At 33.3% G+C, this 26,987-nt stretch carries 21 protein-coding genes; 13 read left to right on the top strand and 8 right to left on the bottom strand.

Annotated features, from left to right (window positions below; all coding sequences use genetic code 11):
• Positions 1-68 precede the first annotated feature (68 nt).
• The 7 genes from I600_RS11110 to I600_RS11080 all read left to right on the top strand — a co-directional run bounded on the left by I600_RS11110 (position 69) and on the right by I600_RS11080 (position 11,669).
• On the top strand, positions 69-4,637 hold the full coding sequence (locus I600_RS11110; protein WP_058104605.1) for a PAS domain S-box protein: 4,569 nt from the start codon (positions 69-71) through the stop codon (positions 4,635-4,637).
• Positions 4,618-5,037 (top strand): response regulator, encoded by a 420-nt coding sequence (locus I600_RS11105; protein WP_058104604.1) that lies wholly within the window; start codon positions 4,618-4,620, stop codon positions 5,035-5,037. The genes I600_RS11110 and I600_RS11105 overlap by 20 nt, the downstream gene beginning before the upstream one ends.
• Before the next feature lie 135 nt (positions 5,038-5,172).
• The gene (locus I600_RS11100) at positions 5,173-6,033 is read left to right on the top strand and encodes an MBL fold metallo-hydrolase (RefSeq protein WP_058104603.1); all 861 of its coding nucleotides are present in this window, start codon (positions 5,173-5,175) and stop codon (positions 6,031-6,033) included.
• Positions 6,034-6,084: 51 nt separating this feature from the next.
• Positions 6,085-7,734 (top strand): S8 family peptidase, encoded by a 1,650-nt coding sequence (locus tag I600_RS11095; protein ID WP_058104602.1) that lies wholly within the window; start codon positions 6,085-6,087, stop codon positions 7,732-7,734.
• Between the two features lie 15 nt (positions 7,735-7,749).
• A complete protein-coding gene (locus tag I600_RS11090; protein ID WP_058104601.1) occupies positions 7,750-9,603 on the top strand; it encodes a M1 family metallopeptidase in 1,854 nt (617 codons plus the stop codon).
• Positions 9,604-9,676: 73 nt separating this feature from the next.
• On the top strand, positions 9,677-10,060 hold the full coding sequence (gene rnpA / locus I600_RS11085; protein WP_058104600.1) for a ribonuclease P protein component: 384 nt from the start codon (positions 9,677-9,679) through the stop codon (positions 10,058-10,060).
• A complete protein-coding gene (locus I600_RS11080; protein WP_058104599.1) occupies positions 10,041-11,669 on the top strand; it encodes a S41 family peptidase in 1,629 nt (542 codons plus the stop codon). Before rnpA ends, I600_RS11080 begins: the two co-directional genes overlap by 20 nt.
• Positions 11,670-11,671: 2 nt before the next feature.
• Here I600_RS11080 and I600_RS11075 read toward each other — a convergent pair whose 3' ends face one another.
• Complete coding sequence (locus I600_RS11075; protein ID WP_058104598.1) at positions 11,672-12,547, bottom strand: 3-keto-disaccharide hydrolase; 876 nt, start codon at positions 12,545-12,547, stop codon at positions 11,672-11,674.
• A gap of 180 nt (positions 12,548-12,727) precedes the next feature.
• Between I600_RS11075 and I600_RS11070 the strand changes: the two genes are divergently transcribed.
• Positions 12,728-14,233: a S10 family peptidase gene (locus I600_RS11070; RefSeq protein ID WP_058105118.1), complete on the top strand. Its 1,506-nt coding sequence runs from the start codon at positions 12,728-12,730 to the stop codon at positions 14,231-14,233.
• Between the two features lie 105 nt (positions 14,234-14,338).
• Here I600_RS11070 and I600_RS11065 read toward each other — a convergent pair whose 3' ends face one another.
• Together I600_RS11065 and I600_RS11060 are read right to left on the bottom strand one after the other, a co-directional pair.
• Positions 14,339-14,980: a hypothetical protein gene (locus tag I600_RS11065; RefSeq protein WP_157490889.1), complete on the bottom strand. Its 642-nt coding sequence runs from the start codon at positions 14,978-14,980 to the stop codon at positions 14,339-14,341.
• Positions 14,981-15,089: 109 nt separating this feature from the next.
• Positions 15,090-16,283, bottom strand: a complete 1,194-nt coding sequence (locus tag I600_RS11060; protein ID WP_058104596.1) for a C40 family peptidase — start codon at positions 16,281-16,283, stop codon at positions 15,090-15,092.
• A 55-nt stretch (positions 16,284-16,338) separates the two neighbouring features.
• Between I600_RS11060 and dcm the strand changes: the two genes are divergently transcribed.
• Both dcm and I600_RS11050 read left to right on the top strand, forming a co-directional pair.
• Positions 16,339-17,568, top strand: a complete 1,230-nt coding sequence (dcm, locus tag I600_RS11055) for a DNA (cytosine-5-)-methyltransferase (protein ID WP_058104595.1) — start codon at positions 16,339-16,341, stop codon at positions 17,566-17,568.
• 159 nt (positions 17,569-17,727) lie between these two features.
• Complete coding sequence (locus I600_RS11050; RefSeq protein ID WP_058104594.1) at positions 17,728-18,102, top strand: hypothetical protein; 375 nt, start codon at positions 17,728-17,730, stop codon at positions 18,100-18,102.
• 47 nt (positions 18,103-18,149) lie between these two features.
• Here I600_RS11050 and I600_RS11045 read toward each other — a convergent pair whose 3' ends face one another.
• Positions 18,150-18,593, bottom strand: coding sequence for a GNAT family N-acetyltransferase (locus I600_RS11045; RefSeq protein WP_058104593.1), 444 nt, complete (start codon positions 18,591-18,593; stop codon positions 18,150-18,152).
• Between the two features lie 109 nt (positions 18,594-18,702).
• A complete protein-coding gene (gene rpiB, locus I600_RS11040) occupies positions 18,703-19,134 on the bottom strand; it encodes a ribose 5-phosphate isomerase B (RefSeq protein WP_058105117.1) in 432 nt (143 codons plus the stop codon).
• Positions 19,135-19,781: 647 nt separating this feature from the next.
• Between rpiB and rnr the strand changes: the two genes are divergently transcribed.
• The 3 genes from rnr to I600_RS11025 all read left to right on the top strand — a co-directional run bounded on the left by rnr (position 19,782) and on the right by I600_RS11025 (position 23,429).
• On the top strand, positions 19,782-21,974 hold the full coding sequence (gene rnr / locus I600_RS11035) for a ribonuclease R (RefSeq protein WP_058104592.1): 2,193 nt from the start codon (positions 19,782-19,784) through the stop codon (positions 21,972-21,974).
• Between the two features lie 90 nt (positions 21,975-22,064).
• Positions 22,065-22,742 (top strand): head GIN domain-containing protein, encoded by a 678-nt coding sequence (locus I600_RS11030; RefSeq protein WP_058104591.1) that lies wholly within the window; start codon positions 22,065-22,067, stop codon positions 22,740-22,742.
• Between the two features lie 6 nt (positions 22,743-22,748).
• Positions 22,749-23,429 (top strand): LysE family translocator, encoded by a 681-nt coding sequence (locus I600_RS11025; protein WP_058104590.1) that lies wholly within the window; start codon positions 22,749-22,751, stop codon positions 23,427-23,429.
• A 44-nt stretch (positions 23,430-23,473) separates the two neighbouring features.
• On the opposite strand, the gene I600_RS11020 is transcribed toward I600_RS11025, so the two are convergent.
• From I600_RS11020 to mnmG, 3 genes are all read right to left on the bottom strand, one after another.
• On the bottom strand, positions 23,474-23,980 hold the full coding sequence (locus I600_RS11020) for an OmpH family outer membrane protein (protein ID WP_058104589.1): 507 nt from the start codon (positions 23,978-23,980) through the stop codon (positions 23,474-23,476).
• A 238-nt stretch (positions 23,981-24,218) separates the two neighbouring features.
• Positions 24,219-25,055 (bottom strand): class I SAM-dependent methyltransferase, encoded by an 837-nt coding sequence (locus I600_RS11015; protein ID WP_058104588.1) that lies wholly within the window; start codon positions 25,053-25,055, stop codon positions 24,219-24,221.
• Between the two features lie 60 nt (positions 25,056-25,115).
• Positions 25,116-26,984 (bottom strand): tRNA uridine-5-carboxymethylaminomethyl(34) synthesis enzyme MnmG, encoded by a 1,869-nt coding sequence (gene mnmG / locus I600_RS11010; protein WP_058104587.1) that lies wholly within the window; start codon positions 26,982-26,984, stop codon positions 25,116-25,118.
• Between the last annotated feature and the right edge of the window lie 3 nt (positions 26,985-26,987).

Below are 26,987 nucleotides of genomic sequence, written 5' to 3'. Positions count from 1 at the left end.
TTATGGTTAAATCAATATCCTTAAAATCTAAAATAATAAGCTAGATCAATTAACTCATATCAATAAAAATGTCTGTTCCAGAAAATCGTAAAATTTTAAAAAGCCCTTTATTTTATGGCTTTTTATCATTTATACTGGTTCTGGTTATTACACAATTTATTGCGTATCAAAAATATCAATTAGACCAAAAGACAGATCAGCAAGAGATTGAACAACGGGTATCAAATTTAAAAGTTGATTTACAGAACGTTCTGGGTCAAAGCTACAATGCTACACAAACTCTGGCATTTATTGTTGATCAATATGGTATTCCAGAAAATTTTGATAGTGTAGCCCAATTACTTTTAAATAGTAACAAGGCTCTTGACGCATTGGAATTGGTAAATGAGAAAGGTATAATAACACACGTTTATCCACTTAAAAACAATGAGGTTATTGGATTAAATATCTTGGACGATCCTGATAATAAATATGGCGCCATAACCACCTTAGAAAGAAAAGATTACTATACTGCCGGTCCTATTTATTTAAGACAAGGTGGATCAGGTATCATCGGTAGAAGACCATTATATAAAAATGGAGACTTTAATGGTTTTGTTGCAGCTGTTGTACGTTTATCTACCGTAGTAAATGCGGTAAAATTAGACTCAATAGGTAAGTCTGATTTTTCATATGAACTTGTAAAAATAAATTCTGACAACTCTGAAGAAACCTTTTATGTTTCTAAAAATATTTACAAAGACGGAATTACTACATTACCACTAACCACTAGCCAAGGGGAGTGGAAACTATATGTATATTCAAATAAGACAGAATCATACGCTACCGCAATTCTTTTTTCTATTCTAGGCTTTTTACTTGCTTCTGTTTGTGGCTTACTTTCTTGGTTTTTAATGCGTCAACCTGCTAAACTTGAAAGATTGGTAGATGAAAAAACAGCACTTTTAAACGAAAGTAAAAAGCGATATAAACAATTGATCAATGAGGCCTCTGACGGTATTTTTTTAAATGACTTTAATGGAAATGTGTTAGATGCCAACCCGTACGGTATAAAAATGTTCGGTTATAGTGAGAAAGAACTATTGAACAAAAACCTTGCTGATCTATCACTAAAAGATGAGTCTCTAAATATGCCTTTGACCTACACAAGAATACTTGAAGGACAAACGCTACGTACAGAAAGTAAATTACTGAAAAAAGACGGAACACTATTCTATGGTGAAGTTAGTGCCAAAAAGTTGAGTAACTCCACTATTTTGAGCATAGTTAGGGATATTACCCAAAGAAAACAACTTGAGCTAACAGCCCAAGAAAATTTGGCAAAATTCAGTAAAGCCTATAACAATCCGTTCGTGGGTATGGTTATTAAAAATCAGCACAAAAAAATTGTAGATGCCAATTGTTATTTTCTCAACTTGATCGGTTATTCATTAGAAGAAATAAAATGGAAAACAATTCAAGACCTTAATTTAATTGCCCTAGAAAAAACGAAAGAAGAAAATACTCCATACAATGCCTTTATTAATTCTGATAGAATTGATAAGATTGAAGTTGAGTTTACCTCTAAAAATGGTAAAAACCTACACCTAATAACATCCATTGAACCCTATGAATACTTAGGTGAAAAATATAGTCTTAGCATTTATATTGATCAAACAGATTCTAAGAATGCAAACTTGGCCATTGCCGCAAGTGAAAAAAGGTATAAACAATTTACTGAACGTATTTCTGATGCATACGTAAGCTTCGATGCCAATTGGAATTTTATGGATATTAATGCAAAGGCTGCCAAAGTGGTTGGTATGGATGCCAAGGAAATGATCGGTAAAAATCTTTGGGACGAATTTCCCACCTTTAAAAATTCCGAAGCTTATGCCATCTTCATGGGAGCTATGACCAGGCAAGTATATACACATTTTGATCAATATCATGAAAGTGTGGACAGATGGGTTGAAAATCATCTATACCCATCTTCAAACGGTCTATCTGTATTTTTTAGAGATATCACCCATAGAAAAAAAGCAGATGAAGAAAAGCAACAACTTATCTCTGTAATAGAAAATAGTCCTGGTTTTATAGGTTTGGCAACTTTAGAAGGTAAACCATTATTTTTAAATGATGCTGGAAAAAAATTAGTGAACCTACCTAAAGATGTTGACCTAAAAAACGGTACTATATATGATTTTTTCGAAGACGACTATAGAGATGTCATAGCAAATGAACATTTGCCGACCATTAGGGAAAAGGGACTATGGACCGGTGAAGTTCCCCTAAAAAACTTTAAAACCAATATACCTACCCCCTTAGAATTTTCTGGTTTTTCTATAAAAGATAAAACTACGAACAAGCCAATTGCTATAGGTGCCATAGGATTTGACCTCACAGAACGTAAAAAAACTCAAAAAGAAATTCTTGCTCTACAAAGCAAAATGGATGCTGCCATAAGAATAGGTAAAATAGGTTATTGGGATTTTGACATGGAATCTAAAGTATTTATTTGCTCCCCATTGATGTATAATATATATGATTTAGAACAAGATGCTGTCATAGACATTCCATTATTAGAAAGTCTGATTCATCCGGATGATCTAGAAATGCATAGAAAAAATGTAAGGCAAGTTTTAAAAGAAAAAACAACTCATGCCTTTACGTATAGAATCATCATAAAAGATGGATCTATTAAGCACTTAATGGTAGAAATTGAAGTAGAAAGGGATACTAACAATAGGGCCATCAATATTCGTGGAACAATTTTAGATATTACTAAACAAAGGGAAGCTGATTTTGAGATTCTTGATCTTAAAAACAAAATGGAATCTGCCATTAGAATTGGTAAAATTGGATATTGGGATTTTGACTTTCAAACAGAAAATATTAACTGGTCTCCAAGAATGTATGAAATTTATGATGTTAAACCAGATACCATAATTTCCATCCCACTCATTGAAAGTCTTTTACACCCAGATGATATAGAAATGCATAGAAATGTGATAGAGAACGAAAAACAATCACATTCATTTTCCTATAGAATTTTTCATAAAGACGGGTCTTTAAAGCATTTGTTTATACAAATGGAAGTTGAGCTAGATAAAAAAGAATCTCCTATTAAATTTCGAGGCACAGTTATAGATATTACAGAACAAAAGGAGTCTGAAAAAGCGATTCTAGAACTACAGAACAGAATGAATGCCGCAATACGAATTGGTAATATTGGGTATTGGCATTGGGATATGTCTGGTGATGTTGTAGAATGGTCTAAAGAAATGTATGCCATACATGAAATAGACCCAAGTACTAAAATGACCGTAGACTTAATTAGGAAAACTATATATCATGAAGATTTGCATTTAATGGATCGTATTTTGTCATCCAAACCAGGCGAAAAACACCATTCTCCAAACATATACAGATCAAAATTAAAAAATGATACGTTCAAATATTTTTTAGCATCATCAGAAGTAGTTTTTGATGATAACGATAAACCAATTATATATAGGGGTACCACAATGGACATTACCAAAAATGTACTTGCGGAAGAAGCACTTAAAGAAAGTCAAGAGAAGTTTGCCAAGGCTTTTGAAAATAAGTTTATTGGTATGCTCATTTTAGATGAGGAGGAAATAGTAATAGAGGCAAACACTACTGTTTGTAATATATTGAATGTTTCAAAAGATGACCTGATAAATAAAAAAATAATGGATTCAGGAGTTGTTTTTCTTAATGAACACTATATTGAGAAAAGACACCAAACAATAAACCAGCTTCAAGAAAAAGGAAAAGTAACCAACGAAGAATTTAGAATTACACTTAAAAACGGACAGGAAAAAACTGTATTGGTTTCTAAAGAATATTTAAAGATAAAAGATCAAACAAGAGTTTTGGTCACCATAAATGATGAAACAAAAAGAAAAGAAACCGCTGAAATCTTAGCATCGCAGTTTAATGAACTCCAAAAGACCAACTCAGAACTAGATAGTTTTGTATACAGTGCTTCTCATGAATTGAGAGCTCCATTATCTTCTGTATTGGGCTTAATACAACTAATTAAAATGGAAGGGGTAGATCCAAAGTTATATCAGCATATAGATATGATGGAGATTTCAATAGAAAGACTGGATAGTTTTATCAAAGATATTATTGAATACTCAAGAAATAAACACAAAAATATTGATCTTGAACCCATTAATTTTAATACATTAATTGAACAATCACTTGAAAGTTTCTGGTACTTAGAAAACAGTAAAAAAATTAAAATTGATATTAATATAGATGATAAAGAACAATTTGTATCTGATAGTAAGAGAGTTTCGGTTTTATTGAATAACTTTATTTCAAATGCTATCAAGTATCATGATCTTAATAAAGAATCACCTTTTATACGTATAAATGTAAAGACATCTAAAAAAGAAGCTATCTTAGTTGTAAAAGACAACGGTGTTGGTATTGAAGATGTTGAATTAGAAAGAATTTTTGAAATGTTTTATAGGGTATCCTCTAAAGTAATGGGCTCTGGTATTGGGCTGTTTATTGTTAAAGAGGTAATCGCAAAATTAAAAGGAACAATAGACGTAACATCTAAAATAGGACAAGGTTCAACGTTTACGATAACAATACCAAATGAATCAGGTAAATTATAATATGAGCAAGGATATTAATATTTTGTTGATTGACGATTCTGACGTAGATAACTTCATTAATAAAGCCGTTATCTCTAAAGAGGATAATATTTCTCAAATTACCACTATGACCTCTGGGCAAGAAGCTTTAACGCACTTGAATGGGGTAATTGATAAACCTCAAGCATTTCCAGATGTTATATTTCTGGATATTAAAATGCCGGGAATGAACGGTTTTGAATTTTTAGATGAATATTTAAAACTACCGGAAACACTCGTAAATCATTGTAAAATTTACATATTGAGCTCATCTATAGATTCTATAGATTCTGAAAGAGGAAAAGAATATGCTATTGTTAAAAAGCATTTGACCAAACCTCTAGCACATCATAAAATTAGCGATTTACTGGCTGAAGATTAAACTTTTGGTAAAAACATATTTTCTACCTTTCACAACTCAGTGAAAACATCAGAAAAACACCCTTTATCTAGGGTTAAATTATAATATCTTCTTAATAATCATAAGATTTGGTACACTTTTACTATTTTGCCCCTTATGAAAATTTATCCCATTGAAACTGGTAATTTTAAGTTGGACGGTGGTGCAATGTTCGGGGTGGTTCCTAAAACCATTTGGCAAAGAACGAATCCTGCAGATGAAAACAATTTAATTGATATTGCCGCCAGAAGTCTTTTGATAGAAGATGGGGACAGGTTAGTTTTAATTGATACCGGTATGGGCAATAAACAATCTGATCAGTTTTTTGGTTACTACTACAGATGGGGAGATTTTAATATAGACTCATCTTTAAATAAATATGGTTTTCATAGAGATGATATTACCGATGTTTTTTTGACCCACCTTCATTTTGACCATGTTGGTGGTGCAATTCAATGGAACAAAGATAGAACGGGGTATGAACCCGCTTTTAAAAATGCCAAGTTTTGGACCAATGAAAAACACTGGAAATGGGCTACCGAACCTAACCCTAGGGAAAAAGCTTCTTTTTTAAAAGAAAACCTATATCCCATGAAAGAAAGTGGACAACTAACTTTTGTTGACCCAACGGATAATAGCTTTTTAAAGAACAGTCCGCTTGGTTTTGATATCCGTTTTGTAGACGGCCATACGGAGAAACAAATGTTACCACAATTTACCTATCAAGACAAAACCATAGCCTACATGGCAGATCTTATACCAACGGTAGGTCATATTCCCTTGCCCTATGTTATTGGCTATGATACCAGACCATTGGTTACTATGACCGAAAAAGAAATATTCTTAAATGAAGCTGTGGAAAATAACTACTACTTATTCTTTGAACACGATGCACACAATCAACTTTGTACCTTAAAACATACAGAAAGAGGAGTTAGGTTGGATCAAGTATATACTTTCAACGAGCTCTTCAACTAACTTTACACTTTAAATTCTAACGATAAACATTAACTAAACGTTTTCCCTTATATGACAAATACATCTCTTAAATCAATCTTTGCCCTTTCATTAGCGGCCGTAATTTCAGGATGCGGAAGCACAAATACAGCCACTAGCAGCGGTTTAATTCTTACTCCAGTAGAAAACATTGATGCTACCCCTTTAAAGATTTCAGATTTAACAACAGCTGAAAAAAATAATTGGGGACACTTGGATCTGGTAACAGATACCATACCGGGTATGAGTGTAGATAAAGCTTACGCAGAAATCATTAAAAACAAAAAGGGAACAAAAACCATAGTTGCCGTCCTAGATTCTGGAATTGACCTCGACCATGAAGATTTAGACGGAGTTTTATGGACCAATACAAAAGAAAAACCCGGTAACGGTATAGACGATGATGGTAATGGTTATATAGATGATATACATGGCTATAATTTCTTAGGAGAGTCATATAATGAACAATTGGAATATGTTCGTATGCTTCGTTTAAACATAGGCGATGCAGCAACTTTAGCCAAGGCAAAAACCAAACTTGATTCTAAATATAACGAAGCTCTTCAAGGTAAAGAACAATATGAATCTATATATCAGACAGTAAAAGATGCCGATGCGGACGTAAAGAAATACTTGAAAAAGGATACATATACTAAACAAGATTTAGCCACAATTACCGCTACCGACGAAACCATGCAGCGTAATATTGCCATTCTAAATCAAATGTTCGGTATAAAAGATACTATACCTGAAGTTCTTGAAGAATTGAACAACGGTATCAAATATTACACAGAGCAACTGAACTACAATCTAAACAAAGATTTTAACGGTCGTGAGAGCGTTGGTGATGATCCTTATGATTTTACAGATGTAGATTATGGTAACGGCAACCCAATGAACAGGGTAGATGATGAGAGCCATGGTACACACGTAGCAGGTATTATTGGTGCTGAACGTAATAATGGAATTGGGGTTAACGGTGTTGCCAACAATGTAGCTATTATGAGCATAAGGGCAGTACCTAACGGAGATGAATATGATAAAGATATCGCTAGAGGTATAAGATATGCCGTTGACAATGGTGCACGTATTATAAACGGTAGTTTTGGAAAGTCTTTTTCTCCAAATACACAATGGGTTTATGATGCCATAAAATATGCTGCAGATAATAACGTACTTTTTGTACATGCTGCCGGTAATGATGGTGCCGATCTTGATAATCCTGTTAACGCCAACTTCCCAAATGACCAAGTTAACAACGGACCTGAAATTGCAGATAACGTAATTACGGTGGGTGCTTTAAACCCTAAATATGGGTCAGAGCTTGTAGCTAGCTATTCTAACTATGGTAAAATAAATGTCGATATTTTTGCCCCGGGTACAGATATCTATTCTACTTACCCAAACAATGATTATGAATATTCCCCAGGTACTTCAATGGCCGCACCTGGTGTTGCAGGGGTTGCCGCCTTGGTTATGTCTCAATATCCAAGTTTAACGGCTGCGCAGGTGAAGAAAATAATTTTACAATCAGGACTTCCAATTAAAACAAAAGTGGTTTTAGGTAAAAATACCGGCAAAAGTGCTTCTTTAGATGAAATCTCTACCTCTGGTAAAATTGCAAATGCGTATAACGCCTTGGTAATGGCGAGTAAAGTTGCAGCAGGTCAGATTAAACTTTAATTATAAATAACTCAGATGACTAAATCATTTTTCACATTTTTTACGGCTTTATGCTCTATGGCAGTATTTGCCCAAAATACTACAAATTACTGGCAACAACATGTAGATTATACCATGGCCGTAGACATGGATGTTGATAATTTTCAGTATACCGGTACACAAAAACTAGTGTATACCAACAACTCTCCAGATGAGCTTAAAAGAGTATATTTTCACTTGTATTTCAATGCTTTTCAACCAGGTAGTGAAATGGATATTCGCCTGCAGAACATTGCCGACCCAGATGGTAGAATGACAACGGCTGATAAGAAAAGTAGAATAGCTTTGCTTGCAGAAAGTGAACAAGGCTATTTACATGCAACTTCTTTGACACAAGATGGTAGCGAAGTTTCTTTTTCTGAAGAAGGTACTATATTGGTGGTTGACCTTGCAAAACCCATTCCTGCAGGTGCCAAGTCTACTTTTAATATGGAATTTAAAGGTCAAGTGCCGTTACAGATTAGACGTTCAGGAAGAAATAGCGAAGAAGGTGTTGCCTTATCTATGAGCCAATGGTATCCAAAATTAGCGGAATATGATTTTGAAGGTTGGCATGCCGATCCGTACATAGCTAGAGAGTTTCAAGGTGTTTGGGGAGATTTTGATGTAAAATTGACTATTGATAAGGATTACACCGTTGGTGGAACTGGTTATTTACAAAATGCCGATGAAATAGGGCATGGATATGAAACTCCCGGTACAAAAGTTAAAAAGCAAAAAGGTAAGACCTTAACTTGGCACTTTAAGGCACCAATGGTACATGACTTTATGTGGGCGGCAGATCCAGATTATATTCATGATATACAACAAGTGCCTAACGGACCTGTGTTACATTTTTTGTATAAGGATGATCCTAAAATATTAGAGAACTGGAATAATCTTCAGCCTAAGACCATTGAGGCAATGGAGTTCTTCAGTAAGAATATTGGTAAATATCCATATGACCAATACTCTGTTATTCAAGGTGGTGATGGTGGTATGGAATATGCTATGTCAACTTTAATTACGGGTGATCGCAAATTTGGTAGTTTGGTTGGTGTAATGGCTCATGAACTTGCACATTCTTGGTTTCAACATATATTGGCAACAAATGAAAGCAAGCATGAATGGATGGATGAAGGGTTTACTTCGTTCATATCTAAACTTTGTATGAGTGAAATAATGGATTTGGACAAGGAAAATCCGTTCGAGAGCACTTACAAAGGTTATAGAAACTTGGCTTTGTCTGGCAAAGAACAGCCACAAACAACACATGCCGATCGTTATGCACTTAATTTTGCATATGGCATTTCTGCATACAGTAAAGGATCTATTTTCCTTTCTCAACTAGGTTATGTAATTGGTCAAGATAAATTGATGCAAACCATCCGCACCTATTACGATGAATTTAAATTTAAACATCCAGTACCAAACGATGTTAAACGTGTTGCTGAAAAAATATCCGGTGTTGAGTTAGATTGGTACTTAACAGATTGGACACAAACTACCAATACTATTGATTACGGTATAAAAACGGTTACCGCTGAAGACAATGTTACAAAAGTAACTTTAGAACGTATAGGCTTAATGCCAATGCCTATAGATATATTGATTGTGTATAATGATGGCAGCAGAGAAACTTTCTATGCTCCATTACAAATGATGCGCGGTGAAAAGGAAAACCCTTATGAGGGTATTAAAAGAACGGTTATCAAAGATTGGGCTTGGGCTTATCCAACTTATGATTTTGATATTCAAAAACCAATATCTTCTATTCAAGCCATAGTGATAGACCCTTCTCAATTAATGGCAGATGTTAATTTAGAGAATAATGTTTGGCAAGCAGAATAGTAAGTTCTTGTAAAGTTTAAGATATTTATGCCCCCAACTTGGGGGCTAATTCTTTTTAAATGCATTTTTTATAATGGATCAATCCTTCGGAAAAAAGGAAAAACTTAAAAGCAAAATACTCATCACCCAATTATTTGGAGAGGGTAAAGGTATTTCTGTATACCCTTTGAAATTGATTTATTTATCTACGGAAAAGCAAGAGATTTCTATTAAATCAGCAGTCACCGTATCTAAAAGAAATTTTAAGAGCGCAGTGGATCGAAACAGGATCAAGCGCTTACTTAGAGAGAGTTATAGACGTAATAAAGCAGAGGTTTTTAACAATACAGATGCTAACTTTGCGTTTCTATTTTTATACCTTGGTAAGGATATGCCCACCTTTGAGCAGTTAGATCATAAAATGAAGCTCGTTTTAAACAAGTTTAAGCTACAAATTGATGAAAAAAATAGTAAGTAAAAAAGTACTTGTACCCATAATAGCCATTGCCTTTCTCTTCATTGGAAGTAGTTATAAAAGTGATTTTTTCGAAATAGCTAAGCAAATTGAAATCTTTACCACCTTGTTCAAAGAATTGAACATGAACTATGTGGATGAAACCAACCCGGCAGAATTAATGGATACCGCCATTAAAAATATGCTGAATGAATTGGATCCCTATACCAAATTTTTGAACGAACAAGATGTTGAAACGTATCGTATAAACAATGCCGGTGAATATTCTGGTATTGGTGCCATGGTACGTTCGTTTGATGATAGATTATTAATCATTGAACCACATGAGGGCTACCCGGCAGATAAAGCAGGATTAAAGGCTGGTGATGAATTAATACAGATCGGAGATATCAAAGTAGCAGATTTTGAAAATAACGCCAGTGAGCTTTTAAAAGGGGCTAACGGATCTACGGTTACCGTTACTTACAAAAGACAAGGCAAATTAAAAACTACCAGCATAACCCGTGAAGGTATAGAGGTAGATGCCGTACCGTTCTTTAAAATGATAGATAATAAGACTGGATACATTGTTCTTGCAAAATTCAATGCGAAAGCTACCGATCAAACTAAAGCGGCATTATTGGACCTTAAAGGAAAAGGTGCCGAAAAAATCATCTTAGATCTTAGGGATAACCCAGGCGGATTATTATCTGAAGCTATAAATGTGACCAATTTATTTGTTCCAAAAGGTGAGCTTGTGGTGACCACAAAATCAAAGGTTAAAAAATTCAACCGAGAATACCACACCAACAACCAACCTGTAGATGAAAAAATACCACTGGTTGTTTTAGTAAACGGTAGCAGCGCCTCTGCCAGTGAAATTGTATCTGGTAGTTTACAAGATTTAGACAGAGCAGTGATCATGGGTGCAAGAAGCTTTGGTAAAGGTTTGGTACAACGCCCATTAAAATTAACTTACGGTACACAACTAAAAGTTACCATTTCTAGATATTATACTTCGTCTGGTCGTTGCATACAATCATTGGATTATTGGAACAGAGATGAAAGTGGCAATGCCGTTCGTAATACTACGTTCAATGATTTTACTACGCGTAATGGTAGAAAAGTACAAGATGGCGGTGGTATTTTGCCAGATATTGAAGTAGCCACTTCTAAAACCAATGATCTTACCTTGGCACTTTTACAGAACAATGTCATTTTTGATTATGCCACAGACTACCATTACACCCACAGTTATGCAGATGTAAACGATTTTAAATTTACAGATGCCGATTTTAATGCTTTTAAAAATTATGTAAAGCAAAGTAGCTTCTCTTTTGAGACTAAGGCGGAACAAGCTATTAAAAAAGCACTCTCAGGCGACGAGAACGACTTTTTAGGGTCAGATGTTAAGGATAGTTACAAAACGTTGCTAGCCAACATTGAAAAAGGCAAACTTAATGCGTTGGATAAATACCAAAGCGAAATTCAAAAGAATTTAGAAGATGAAATAGTAAAGCGCTATTTTTATAGAGATGGCCTGTACCAATATTACTTGAATAATGACGAAGCTATTTTGGCAGCAACAGAACTATTAAGCAATAACTCAAAATACAGTGCTATTTTAAAATAGACCTATTCATAAGTACACGCCCCTTTATCTGAAATTTTATAGTACTCCTTATAGTTCAAAGCCTTAGGGTCTGTGCAGCCTTTTAAGTTGCGTATTTTAATATTCTTAAAGTCAATTGGTTGACCCTCGCTTTGCAATGCTATAAATCCTTCTTTTAAAAGTTTACCATCTTGTTTCATCTTAGGATAATAACCGGTTGCCACACCACCCCCTATTTGTGGTTTTGTGTATTCCAATACTGTTTTACCATTAACAATATGTTTAACCAATGAATCATGATATACAACTAATTCTGCGGTTACCCATTGATCTCCGTAAAAGGTATCCGATGTAGAATTTATACAATGCCTTGGGTCTATTCTACCTTCAAAAACTACATCCGTACCTGGTGAGCACATATTACCTGTTGGTCGTTCTACACCTTCTTCCACTCCCGCTAAAAATTGCATTTCAACACTAATAGGCCAATCTTGTTCTTTCAACATGGTTCTTGGGTCTTGTGAATGAAACATGACACCACTATTAAGAATAGTATAATCTGGTGCTCCTTTATACTGCTCTCCAACAAAACGATATTGCATAGTTAAATGAAAATCGGAAAATGGACGATCATAATAGAGATGAGAATATCTATTATTAAAATCACCCTCATACTTATCATATCTTACTTTTATGATCTCATCCTCTACCCTAAAGGTATCAGCATAATTATCACCAACTTCATAATGATGTACTTTTGTGGTCCATCCTTTTAAATCATTACCATTGAACATGGTTTCCCAACCATCATTTAATTGTTGTGAGCTGGCAATACCACATCCGATCACAAAGAATAATATTGACATCATGGTATGTTGTTTACGTAACGTTGTTTTCATATAGTTGCTATAAAAATTGATATAAAACAATACTATTCTATTTCTAAATATACTCAATGTTAAGTTGTTAGAAATGTAGGTTTCATTAAAATACATTTGATTTTTAATAAGACGATCATACGTAGAAATATTATGCTACTTTTAAAAGAGCTAATAAAACTACTTTTACTACAATATATCATGAGAAATCTATTCTTTCTTACCGTTTGTTTTTTACTAATTCCATCGCTTTATGGACAAAGTTCAAAAAATGAGAAAAATATAAAACCTATACCCCCAACAAAATCTTTTGTTACCAAACACCAAGGGGTTTTTGGCGGTAAAAACATTGAATACACCACTACAGCAAAAGAAACTTACTTGACCAATAAAGAAGGAGATTCTATAGCTACATTTTGGTCTGTTACCTACACTAAAACCAATATAGGAGATGTTACCAAAAGACCGGTAACCTTTGTCTTCAATGGCGGACCAGGTTCTGCTTCAATGTGGTTACATATGGGATTCTTTGGACCCAAGGTTGTAAAAGTAGATTCTGATGCCAAATCAGATGATGGTGCGGCACCTTACCATCTAGTAAATAATGATCATGGTTTATTAGATATTACAGATTTGGTTTTTATAGATCCAGTAGGTACCGGTTACAGCAGATTGGTAGGGAAAGGTGAAGGAAAAGACTTTTACGGGTTAAAGGAAGATGTAAATTCCTTTGCCCAATTTATTAGAAAATGGGTTACCGAAAATGAACGTTGGTTCTCACCTAAGTATTTAGCTGGTGAAAGTTACGGAACAACACGTGCCGCCGCTCTTGGAAAAGCATTAGAAGGTTCTGGTCAAAATATGGCGTTAAATGGAATGATTTTAATTTCCCAAGCTTTAGATTATGCAGGCTCAACATCTATATCTAATAACATAACTTCATTCATTACCTATTTACCAAGCATGGCGGCAACAGCATGGTACCATAAAAAAGCGGGGCAAGGCAAAACATTGGAAAGTTTTACAAAGGAATGTAGAGATTTTACATACAATACCTATGTGCCAGCTTTATACAAAGGCAATTCTTTAAGTGATCTGGAAAAGAATAGTTTGGCAGAAAAACTCTCTTATTTTACTGGATTGGATAAAACATATATTCTACAATCTAATTTGAGAATTCTAATGGGCCGTTTTCAGAAGAAACTATTAGAAGATAAAGGTTTGGCAATTGGTAGACTTGACGGAAGATTTATGGGAAATGAAGAGGATAAAGTATCTGAAAAACCACATTTGGGCGATGCAGCCAGTTATCAAATAAGCGCTGCCTATACCGCAAGCTTAAATCATTATTTTGCATCAGAATTAAAGGTAAAAATGGATAGACCGTATATTACTTCTGGTGGAGGTTCTAATTGGAGATGGAGAACGGTACCAGATGGTCAATACTGGGAACCCATGCCTGTTAATACGGCTCCTGACCTAGGTGAAACCATGCGTAGAAATACTGCTATGAAAGTAATGGTAGCCAGCGGATACTATGATTTGATTACTCCGTTTTTTGATGCTGAATATACTTTTGATAGAAACGGAATTGTTAAGGAACGTGTTGAAATGAAGTATTATGAAGCAGGTCATATGATGTACACCCATGAACCAGATCTAATAAAGTTAAGTAAAGATATTCGTGCGTTTATAACTAAGAATTAACCTGTTTGTACGATATTATTTATTGGCACCGCCAAAGGGTATAATACCCCGAGGCTAGCCTGGAATTTAAAAGTTTGTTTCCTTTGAATGCCTCATGGGCTTGCCTTAAGGTGTTTTACTTTGCTTTGTTAAAACCACATGTTGTCCATTACATTTAAGATTGTAAAAGTGTACAATGTCTTTTACATGTTTTTTCCTGTATTCTTTATTTTGAATTTTTGCCACCAATTCTGGGCAATCGGCAAAGTAATCTGAAGCTGCATTCTTAAAGTTTTTACTAAAGAGCTGATTAGAACCTAAATGGGTTATTTCACCATTTACTCCTTTACTTACATATAGATTTTTAATATCATAGTAATTACCATGCATCATGTTCATTTGCCCATTTGCACCACCTACGAACATTGGAGAAGAATACCCTGTTTGTTCAAGAACATATAGATTAACAGTACCTATCTCCAATTCCCGCACCACATTGAAATAGCCTTTACGGGTTTCTAAATAGATATAGGTAGAGGCTTTTTCCTTATCATTGATTACTACTTGTTCTAGATTATCAAAGTGAAATTTTTCCGCTTTGTCACTTTTACTTTTTTTGAATTTTACTTGATCACCATTAATAAGCTTAGCAAAACCTGTAAGCTTTTTACCATCTTTAAAATATAAGGTAGCAACATCTTTTTGGGCAATGCCCATATATGACCCTACAAAACAACTGATTAAAACTAAAAGAAACGTTTTTTTCATGACACGTAATTGATAGATATCTATCATAAAACGGGTACATAATTACTATGTTATACTTTTTCCCTTAAATTCGATGAACCACCTATTTCGGTATTTAGTAAACTTCTTATTAATCTTTGATCGGTTGGTTGATCTTTAAATTTTGAAGTAATGGGTCATCTTCATTTAATAATCTTTGAGTTCTTAAATACCTACCTACATTAAAGGCATCATAATTTGGAGATTCTTTATCTACACTACTTATTCTTACCATTTCAGAAGAATGTATAAATTGTTTGTCCCCGATCCACATACCTACATGTACAACTTTTTCTGCGGTTGAGTCTGTAGCTTTTCTTCCAAAGAACAATAAATCTCCCTTTTCCAATTTGCTGAAATCTGCTATAGAATCTACTGGCTTACCAGCATGTACTTGTTGAGAAGCATCACGTGGTATAACCATACCGTTTAAAAAATAAATGGTTTTTGTATAACCACTACAATCTACACCTTTTGTAGAAGTACCGCCCCACAAATAAGGAACACCCATTAATGTTTTAGAGGTTTCTATCAGCGAATTTGCCGTATAATCCAAACTAGATAACCAAGTCTTATATTCTTGCGCTTCATCTTTTGAAATATAAGCTTGTCTACCATCTGGAAATGCTATTTTAAAATGGCTTTCATCACTACCCACTAATTTTAAAATACTTCCTGCAACTACATCAGATATTCTATTCTCAGCATCTATAGAACTAAATGCATGCCCATAGGTATTGGTATAAATAATCTTTTCTGATGATTTCCATGCTGTAATCTCAGCGTTGTTCATTAACTGAATTCCACCGGGATCTACCCATGCCAAATACTTATCTGGCGTTTGTATCAAATACCAATCTCCTTCTTTTTTAAGTACATTGACCACTGTACCCAAAGTAGCCTGAGTTGCCAATTCTGCTGAATGTTTAGGGTTACTTCTTAGATTGGCGGCAGAAATGTTTATCACTGCCTTTGTCATACCCTCTAGGTTATCTGCAGGTAATACGTTAACTTCATTGGTAGCCACTATCCCCTTTTCACTTAAAACAGCTTCTAAAGAATCAATTGCCCTGGGTAAATTTGTTTCACCTATTAAAGTAAATCCTGAAGGACCATCTAAAACATCTATATTAAATAACGCAGTTCGTTTATCTGGAGCAAACGTATTCTTAATTTGTTCTATCTCACTGGCAAGAACTTTCTTTTGACCCATACGAACTCCACACGAGTTATTTAAAGTAATCAAAATCAATACAAAAGCCTTTGTTAGCAATATTCTCTTCATCCTTAAACAATTTCTAATAGTAATAGCCTTGTGAAATTATGTAATTTTATCGCAAATGAAGAAACTAAAGGTCATAGAACTTTTTGCAGGTGTAGGTGGATTTCGCTTAGGATTAGAAGATACTGACAATTTTGAGGTAGTTTGGAGCAATCAATTTGAACCCAGCACAAAAATGCAACATGCATCTAAGGTGTACGAAGCTAGGTTTGGATCAAACAACCACCGTAATCAAGACATATCGGAAGTTCCTACAAAAGAAATTCCAGATGCCGATATTTTGGTAGGAGGTTTTCCTTGCCAAGACTATTCGGTAGCAACTACCCTTCATAATTCTAAAGGACTAATTGGTAAAAAAGGAGTGTTATGGTGGAGTATTCACCGTATTTTATCTAAAAAAAAACATCCTCCTAAATACCTGTTTTTAGAAAATGTAGATCGCTTGCTGAAATCTCCTTCTACACAACGTGGTAGAGATTTTGCCATTATGCTAAAAAGTCTTGATGACTTAGGATATGCAGTAGAATGGAGGGTTATTAACGCTGCGGATTATGGAATGCCACAAAGACGAAGACGTATTTTTTTCTTAGGATACCATAAATCTACTCCGCTTTATAAACAATTTAAAAAAGCTGAAGCCGCAGAGTGGATTTTTGAAAAAGGAACTATAGCAACAGCGTTTCCTATTACCAGTACTTCCTCTAAAATGCAATCTTTTGATATTAAAGATAATCTGGTAGCACTGTCAGAAAATTTTAATTTGGGCGAAAAATTATCTCCATTTCAAAATACCGGGGTTTTTATAAAAGGAAAGGTTCATACTACCAAAACAACAGCCAGCTATGTTGGAAAAAGAACTGTCTTGGGAGATATTCTACAGAAAGAATCTATTTTAAACGAATTTTACATTCCAGAAGAAGACCATGATAAATGGCACTATTTAAAAGGTGCTAAAAAAGAAACCAGAACTTCAAAATCTGGATTTATATATCATTACAATGAAGGTAGTATGGTTTTTCCAGATGCATTGGATAATGCTTCAAGAACCATTATTACCGGTGAGGGAGGTAAAAGCCCATCACGGTTTAAACATGTTATCAACACTAAAAATGGTCTTCGTAGATTAACTCCCATAGAATTGGAACGCTTAAATATGTTCCCAGATAATCATACATTACTAGAAGGTATTTCTAATACTAAAAGAGCTTTTTTTATGGGTAATGCTTTAGTGGTAGGTGTGGTTAAAAAAATAGGAAAAGTATTATCTGAAAAAATTATGGAAGCATAATTTAAACGTGCATATCTAATATTTTAGTGCTCTCTTTTAATTTTATTCCTCATTTCTACATTTCCCTTAATTCCTAAATATTGATGTTGATAAACATAACATATTGTTAATCAACGTTTAAAATTAGGAATTGTCACTTTTTTTATTATCTTATTAGGTATGGTAAAAGTAGAAAAGTCAGAAAACACAGCATTTTTAGAAAAGTCTATACAACATTTAGAAGCCACTGGTTTTGAAAATATTAAGGCTGATATTGAAGGTTATGAAACTCCAAAATCATACGTTAGAAAAGGGAAAGATGACAACGTTACTCCAGACATAGTAGCTATTAAAAACGGTAGAAAATATTATTTCGATATTAGTTTAAAATCACCAAAAACTAGGTTATTAAAATCCAAATGGTTGTTTTTAGATACCTTGAGTAGAATGAACTCTAATCGATTTAGAATTATAACCACCAAAGGTCATTATAAGTTTACGGATAATATGTTAGAGGATATTAACCTAAGCAACAAAACTCCTATCAAAATATAATCACCTTAAAAGAATTATTTTAAATAAGTCCGCTATGAGCGGACTTATTATTTTTTGATCATTGCTATATGAGGTATACCGTCTTCCAAATAATCTTCTCCTGTTGCGGTAAAACCCAAATCTGAATAAAACTTAGTTAGATATTTTTGAGCGGAAATTTTTATTTCAGTACAATTAAAATGCTCTTTAACCGCCTGTATAGAGGATTGCATAATTATTTTACCATACCCAAATTTTCTATAATCCTCATGAACGGCTACCCTACCAATACTAGCTTGTTCAAAATAAATACCTGGCTTAAATATGCGTGTGTAAGCAACTACTTTGTTATTACTTAGCCCTATTACATGTAATGCCTTATCATCTTTACCATCAATATCTAAATAAACACAATCTTGTTCAACTACAAAAATTTGACTTCGTAACTGCAGCACATTATAAAGTTCTATACTATTAAATTCATTAAAACCTTTTACTTTAATATCTAGCATAAATCTATTCAATTAACTTCTTATGTTTATATCTATTACCATGTAACATATTAATTTTTAGATACTTATAATAGCTTATTTAGGTTATCAACATAGTTATAATAACTATTTATTGAATAGGAATCTTTTCAATTCTTCGTTCATGTCTACCCCCATCAAAAGAAGTATTTAAAAAAGTAGATACCATTTCAAGTGCTTGAGGTAGTGCTATGTACCTTGCGGGCAGGCTTAATATATTGGCGTCATTATGTTCTCTTGCCAACTTCGTAATTTCCTTTGTCCAGCATAACGCCGCTCTAACATTTTGTTGTTTATTTGCCGTCATACATGCCCCATTACCACTACCACAGATCAATATTCCAAAATCTACATTACCTTCCTCAACATCTAAAGCAACCGGGTGCGCAAAATCTGGGTAATCAACACTATCCGTACCATCTGTTCCATAATTAATAACTTCTACTTGTAAAGATTTTAGCAAACCTATAATAGCTAACTTATAAGCTGTACCCGCATGGTCATTACCAATAGCAATTTTCATATGCATAATAGTTTAAGGTTAATTATTCAATGTTTATTTGCTGTGGGGTAGTTAATAAACTAAGCTAAAGGTACAATAATCAGGGGTTCACAACAAAAAACAGGGGGTTCACAACAATTGTTACCAACTAAATAATAATAGTTGTTAATTAGTATGTTATAAACGAGTTTACCCATTGCATAAATTGTTTAGAAAAAGTTGCTAAAATATTTGCTTTTTAATGTTGACATCTGCTTACACTTTTAATCTTCTTAACACGAATTTAAATATTAGAAAGTTTTAGCTCATTTTCATCAAAAATCTAATCCTAGTTAACATTAAAATTACATTTAGTTATTAATAAATTCATGTTAATAGCACTTATAAACTGTGTTTAATAACTTCTCAAAATACTGATATTCAATTATAGTTTTATAAAAGTTATTGTCAACAACTATTAGTATCTCATAAAGTCAAGTAATATCTAAATAAGTTATTCTAGATATTAACAAGCTATAATAATCATTAATTTTTAATTTAATTTAAAAGAAAAAATGCCTAATATGATATATATGTTAATAACAACTAGTTTGCTTAACTTTTCAATAAATGGTTGTGTAACAGGTAGTGGATTATAATTCGTAATTTTCCAACAAATTAAAAGTTTAATGTCGAAAAGAAATAAGAAGGCGAAGAATCATAGAAAGAACGAAATTACTAAGGGAATTTTTACCGTTCTTGAAAAGGAACCGAATAAAAGTTTCAACTATAAGCAAATTGCCGCTAAGATAAATATTACCGATGCTCAAGATAGAAATACTCTTATTAAAAGGCTTACGCAGCTAAAAGAGAAAAAAAGAATTCAAGAAGTAGATCGTGGTCAGTTTAAAGTTTTAGAGAATACAAAGACCTATTATGAAGGTACCGTAGATTTAACCGGTAAAGGTCATGCCTATATTGTTGTAGATGGTATCGATGATGACGTGTTTATACCTTCAAATAAATTGAACAAGGCTTTTCATAAAGATAAGGTAGAGGTTTTTATATATCCTAGAAAAAAGAGTAAAAAACTTGAAGGTGAAGTAGTTAGGGTACTTGAAAGGTATAAAACTACTTTTGTGGGTATTGTTGATATGCAGAAAACTTTTGCTTTTGTAAGACCTACAGATTTTAGAATGTATACAGATATCTTTGTTTCAAAGGATAAATTGGCCAATGCAAAAGATGGTGAAAAAGTATTGGTTGAAATTACAGATTGGCCAGATGATGTAGATTCTCCTTTTGGTAGAATTTCTCAAGTTTTAGGTATTCCTGGTGAACACGATACGGAAATTCACTCCATTTTGGCGGAGTACGGTTTGCCCTATTCTTTCCCGGAAGATGTACAAAAGTTTGCAGATGGTTTAGATACCAGTATTAAGGAGGAAGAGATTAGAAAGCGTAAAGATTTACGCAACGTACTTACTTTTACCATAGATCCTAAAGATGCTAAGGATTTTGACGATGCATTGTCGTTTCAAAAATTGGAAAATGGTAATTATGAAATAGGTATTCATATTGCAGATGTATCACATTACTTACAAAAAGATACCATTTTAGATGATGAAGCTTACGAACGTGCTACTTCGGTATATCTAGTGGATCGTGTAGTGCCTATGTTACCAGAGGTGTTGTCTAATAATGCTTGTTCTTTAAGGCCTAATGAAGAAAAATATACATTTTCAGCAATTTTTGAATTGGATGAAAATGCCACTATTAGAAATCAATGGTTTGGTAGAACGGTAATAGATTCCAATGAGCGTTTTGCTTATGAAGAGGCGCAACATATTATTGAATCAGGTAGTGGAGAAATACCGGAGGAAATTTCTATAAGAGAAACTGCATATAAGGTCTCTGATGAAGTTGTTGAAGCTACTTTAAAAATGGATGAACTTGCGAAGATCATGCGTGATAAACGTATGGATCAAGGTGCTTTATCTTTTGATAAGGTTGAAGTACGTTTTAATCTTGATGAAAATAACGAACCGGTAGGTGTATACTTTAAAGAATCTAAAGATGCCAACAAACTTATAGAAGAGTTTATGCTTTTAGCAAATAGGAAGGTTGCCGAATTTATTGGTAAACAAAAACCTAAAAAAACCTTTGTTTATAGAATTCATGATGATCCAGATCCAGATAAATTAATGGCTTTAAATAGTATTGTTTCAAGATTTGGACACAAATTGGATTTTAAGGATAAAAAGACCATTAGTTCTTCTTTGAACAAATTATTGGAAGATGTAAAAGGTAAAAGAGAGCAAAATATGGTGGATACACTTACCATACGTAGTATGAGCAAGGCTATTTATACCATTGATAATATTGGTCATTATGGATTGGCTTTCGATTATTATACACACTTTACTTCCCCTATTCGTAGATATCCAGATGTAATGGTGCATAGGTTATTACAACATTATTTAGATGGTGGTAAATCTGCAAATGCGGAAGAATTTGAGAAAAAATGTAAGCATTCTTCCGATATGGAATATTTAGCATCAAGTGCTGAGAGAGATTCTATTAAGTATATGCAGATCAAATTTATGCAAGACCATAAAGATGAAGAATTTAGAGGTGTTATAAGTGGGGTTACCGAATGGGGAATATATGTTGAAATTATTTCCAATAAATGTGAAGGTATGATTCGTATAAGGGACATCAAGGGAGATTATTTTATCTTTGATGAGAGAGAATACGCAATTATTGGTGAACGTACCAAGAAAAAATATACCTTAGGTGATGAAGTAACCGTTATGGTTAAGAATACGGATCTAATAAAAAGACATTTAGATTTTGCTTTAATTCCAGAGGACACTAAATAATTTGGAATAGATTTTGGTATTCATTGGCAGAATTGATAAAATGTATTGGACTTAATCAATGCATTTTATTTAAAAATTACATAAATAGGAATGAAACAAGTTTTATTAATAATGTTTCTCTTTGGATGTTTTATGGTCAATGGCCAAGATGTCAAAATAACTCAAAGTATAGAACCTTTTAAAGAAGTAAAAGGATTTGATGGTCTATCTATAAATCTTATTAAATCATCTGAAAATAAGGTGGTTATTTCTGGAGAGAATACGGATAAAGTTGCTGTTGTTAATAATGATGGTATCTTAAAAATAAGAATGCAAATTGGTAAAATCTTTAGTGGTTATAAAACCTTCGTGGATTTGCATTACGCTCAAGATATTTTGATTATAGATGTTAATGAAGATGCAAGAATTGTTACGGAGCAAATGATTGAGCAAGATGTACTGGAATTAAAAGCTCAAGAAGGTGGTGAGTTGGTTGTGAATGCAATAGTTGAACAAATGTTGATCAAATCCGTTTCTGGCGGAATTATAAAAACCAACGGTTCTTCAAACGTACAAGATGTGCAAATAAATACTGGTGGAGTCTATGAAGGTAAATCTTTTGAGACTAACTTTTCTACGATTAATGTAAACGCCGGTTCTCGTGCGGAAATTAATGTTAGAGACTATGTAAAGGCTACCGTAAAGGCAGGTGGAGAGGTATTGGTTTATGGTAATCCTAAAAAATTAGAAGAAAAGACCGTTTTTGGCGGTACTATAACTAGAATGTAATAGGTAATGTTAGAAGATATTCAAGCGGCAGTTCCTTTAGGATTTTTTCTAAGTTTTATGGTAGGTCCTGTGTTTTTTGTCCTTTTACAAACTAGTGCAGTTAAAGGTTTTAGAGCAGCAATTACCTTTGATTTAGGCGTGTTATTTGCAGATGTTCTATTTATTTTAGTAGCTTACTTTAGTAGTTTTCAGTTACTTGAAAATTTAAGTAATCAACCAGGACTTTATGTTTTTGGCGGTGTTATTTTATTGGTATATGGTTTGGTAACGTTTTTTAGAACTGAAAAGAAAGAAATTCCTATAGAGTCCAAAAAGATTAGAAAATCGGATTTTTTCGGACTTTTTATAAAAGGCTTTTTATTGAATTTTATCAATATTGGTGTGCTGGTATTTTGGCTTGGTATAATTATAATAGTAGGCCCTAGTTTAGATAATCAACCCAATAGGTTTTTTACTTTTTTTGCAACCGTACTACTCTCCTATTTTGTGACTGATGTTTTCAAAATTTTATTGGCTAAGCAATTAAAAAGAAAATTAACCCCAGAAAGAATTATTTGGGTGAAGAAAGTAATAGGAATTATTCTTATTATTTGTGGAGTTGTTCTAGTAGTAAAAGGCTTTTTACCCAAGGATCAATTTAATTTGGAACATGAATTAGAACGTTTTGAACCTAATTTAATAGAATAAAAAAAGCCGGGGTTACCGGCTTTTTTTAAAATAGAAATCTAATTTTATTTCTTGTATTTATCATTTAAGATTTTAACAATTTCATCGGTAAGATCATTTGCTTCTGTACCGTAAAGAACACTACCACCATCTCCTCCGCCTAAGATATAGGAGTAGCCGTTTGTTTTTCCGTATGCTTTAATTTCTTCTTTTACTTTAGAGACTATACTATCCATTTCAGTTTGTCCTTCCATTTGTAATTGTTGGTCTTGTTGTTGTAATTGCTGACCAATAATTTGTCCCTTTTGTTGCATAGCGGCATATTCTTCTTGTGCTTTAGATTGAGACATGGATTGTGCTTTAGTTTGAAAAGCTTGAGCTTCCATTTGAAATGCTTGCGATATGCTATCTCTTTTTTTTGCTAAAGCATCTGCCTTAACTTTGAATTTAGATTCAACATCAATTTTTTGTTGATACTCATCCATTAATTTAACGTTATCTACGTATCCAATTTTTTCTTGTTGGCAAGATGCTAATAATACAATAGCAAAAATTACAATTATGTTTTTCATTTTTTCATTTTTATGAGATGCAAAAGTAATAAAGCTTTTAGAAGGATTTTGTTTTTAAATTGATATTAATAATTTGATTTTTATAACTATAAGAATTACTTATTCTTTTTATATTTTTTATAGTTACAACTTATAATATTGACCTATTTTTAGTATGTTTTACTTCGTTTAAATTTATTTAAGGTCAAATAGTATCACTTGGTGATTAAAATACTTTAAATCGCTTTAAATTGGTAAATTATGCTTTTTGAAGTACATATATAAGTGAAGAATACTCTCCTGTACGTTTGGCCTTTAAATTTGAGAGCATTCCCCTATAGAATGCTTTAAGGTAGTTGGATTTTCCAGTTTTATATTTTTCTGATAATAGCGAAACGTAATAGGAATCATAATACATTGGTAATGTTCTTACCACTTTTAAATTATGGTTTTCGAATATTGTGGAAATTGATTTTTGGGAAAAATGCCATAGATGTCTAGGTGTATCATATGCTGCCCAATATTCTTTATAGTAGTTAGCGTCGTAAGATTTATAATTTGGCACTGCTATGATTAAGGTACCGTCAGTATCTAATAGACTGGATATTTTGGTTATAGTTCCATTTAAATCTTTAAGATGTTCTAGTACATGCCATAATGTTATTATATTAAATTGACTTGATTTTACTTCTTCTATAAATTTGTATGTTGTAATATTTTTCTTACTTGATTTATTTCTTGCCTCATCGTTTATTTCTACTCCAAGGGTATTCCAATTATTTTTTCTAGCGGTTATTAGAAATTCTCCAGTTCCGCAACCTATATCTAATATGGTTTTACTTGTATTAGCATACTTGTTTATGAGTTCTAGTTTACGTTTTAGGGCAATTTTTTTTACTGTTTGATATACCTTTTCAAGCAAGGTTTTTGCTTCATCTGTGTGTGATATATAATTATTAGATTCATAATAGTTGTATAGATTTTCGGGTATTGGTTGCGTAACCAACATATCGGTTTCTGTTAAATATTCAAGTCGAAACTTTTCCTTACTAACTAAATGGTCCGTAGTTTCTAGATAGATTTTATTGTTATTCATACTGTGATGTTGGATTTAGGTAGTGAACATTTTTAGTTGTTCCACGTGGAACAATTTGCCCTACCTTCCTAGAAAAACTAAAAGTACACTGATATCACTTGGGGTCACCCCACTTATTCTTGATGCTTGAGAAATGGTTACCGGTTGAATTTTAGTTAGTTTTTCCCTTGCTTCAAATGATAAAGATTTTAGTTTAGAATAGTCAAAGTTTTCAGGAATTTTAACGGCTTCCAATCTATGAAGTTTATCAGCGTTTAGTTTTTCCTTTGCGATATAACCAGAATATTTTATCTGTATTTCTGCCTGTTCCAAAATTTCATTATCAAAATTATTTTCTTCAACAAAGGTAGATACATCCTTCAATTGCAACATGTGATCCATAGTTACATTTGGTCTTGAAAATGCTTTATACATTTTATCTGATTGTTTTACTAAGGCAGAATCTACACTGGATAGTATAGGATTTATGTCTTTTGGTAAAACACTAGTTTCTTTGAAAAATTGAACTAATGATTCTGATTGTTCTAATTTCTCTTCCATTCTTTTCATTCGTGAATCCTTAGCTAATCCAATAGAATGACTTAAGGGAGTAAGACGTAAATCAGCATTATCTTGTCTTAATAATGTTCTATATTCTGCGCGGGAAGTAAACATTCTATAAGGTTCCTCTGTTCCTTTTGTAATTAAATCATCTATTAAAACACCAATATAAGCTTCATCTCTTTTTAGTATTAATGGTCCCTGTTCTTTAATTTTAAGATGTGCATTAATACCAGCCATCAATCCTTGGGAAGCAGCTTCTTCATAACCTGTGGTTCCGTTAATTTGACCAGCAAAATATAAATTATCAACTAACTTTGTTTCTAGTGTATGTTTCAATTGTGTAGGCGGAAAGTAGTCATATTCTATGGCGTAACCTGGTCTAAAAAATTTTACGTTTTCAAAACCTACGACTGAGCGCAATGCTTTAAATTGAACATCTTCCGGTAATGAAGTTGAAAATCCGTTTACGTAGACTTCTACGGTTTCCCATCCTTCTGGTTCAATAAACATTTGATGGCTATCCTTATCAGCAAACCTGTTTATCTTATCTTCTATAGATGGACAATATCTTGGTCCTAAACTTTTAATTCTTCCATTAAACATGGGTGATCTATCAAAACCTTCTCTTAGTAAATCATGAACCAGAGCACTTGTGTGAGTCATAAAACAATCACGTTGTTGCGCTAAGGGTTTTGTTTGGGAGTATGAAAATTTCTCTGGAATGGCATCTCCAGGTTGAACGATCATTTTGGAATAATCTAATGATCTTCCATCAACTCTTGGTGGCGTTCCGGTTTTCATTCTACCACTTTCAAATCCTAATTCTACAAGTTGTTCTGTAATGCCAGTAGCCGCTTTTTCTCCTGCCCTACCTCCGCCAAATTGTTTTTCACCAATATGAATTAAACCATTTAAGAAGGTTCCATTAGTTAAAACAACTGCTTTTGATTTTATCTCAATACCTAGGGAAGTTTTAACTCCGACAATTTTATTGTTTTCAACTAAGAGTCCAGAAACCATTTCTTGGTAGAAATCAACATTAGAAGTACGTTCTAACATTAATCGCCATTCCTCTGCAAACCGCATTCGGTCGTTTTGAGTTCTTGGACTCCACATTGCTGGTCCTTTGGATTTGTTCAGCATTTTAAATTGTATGGCAGATTTGTCAGAGACTATACCACTATATCCTCCAAGTGCATCAATCTCTCTTACAATTTGTCCTTTTGCAATACCTCCCATTGCTGGGTTGCAAGACATTTGACCAATGTTTTGCAAATTCATGGTTACTAATAGGGTTTTAGAACCCAAGTTTGCAGCTGCTGCTGCCGCTTCTGCACCGGCGTGTCCTCCGCCAACTACAATTACATCATATTCTTCTCCAAACATACC

Source organism: Maribacter dokdonensis DSW-8, assembly GCF_001447995.1.
Classification (GTDB): Bacteria; Bacteroidota; Bacteroidia; order Flavobacteriales; family Flavobacteriaceae; genus Maribacter; species Maribacter dokdonensis.
This window is presented reverse-complemented; position numbering and strand designations above follow the sequence as displayed.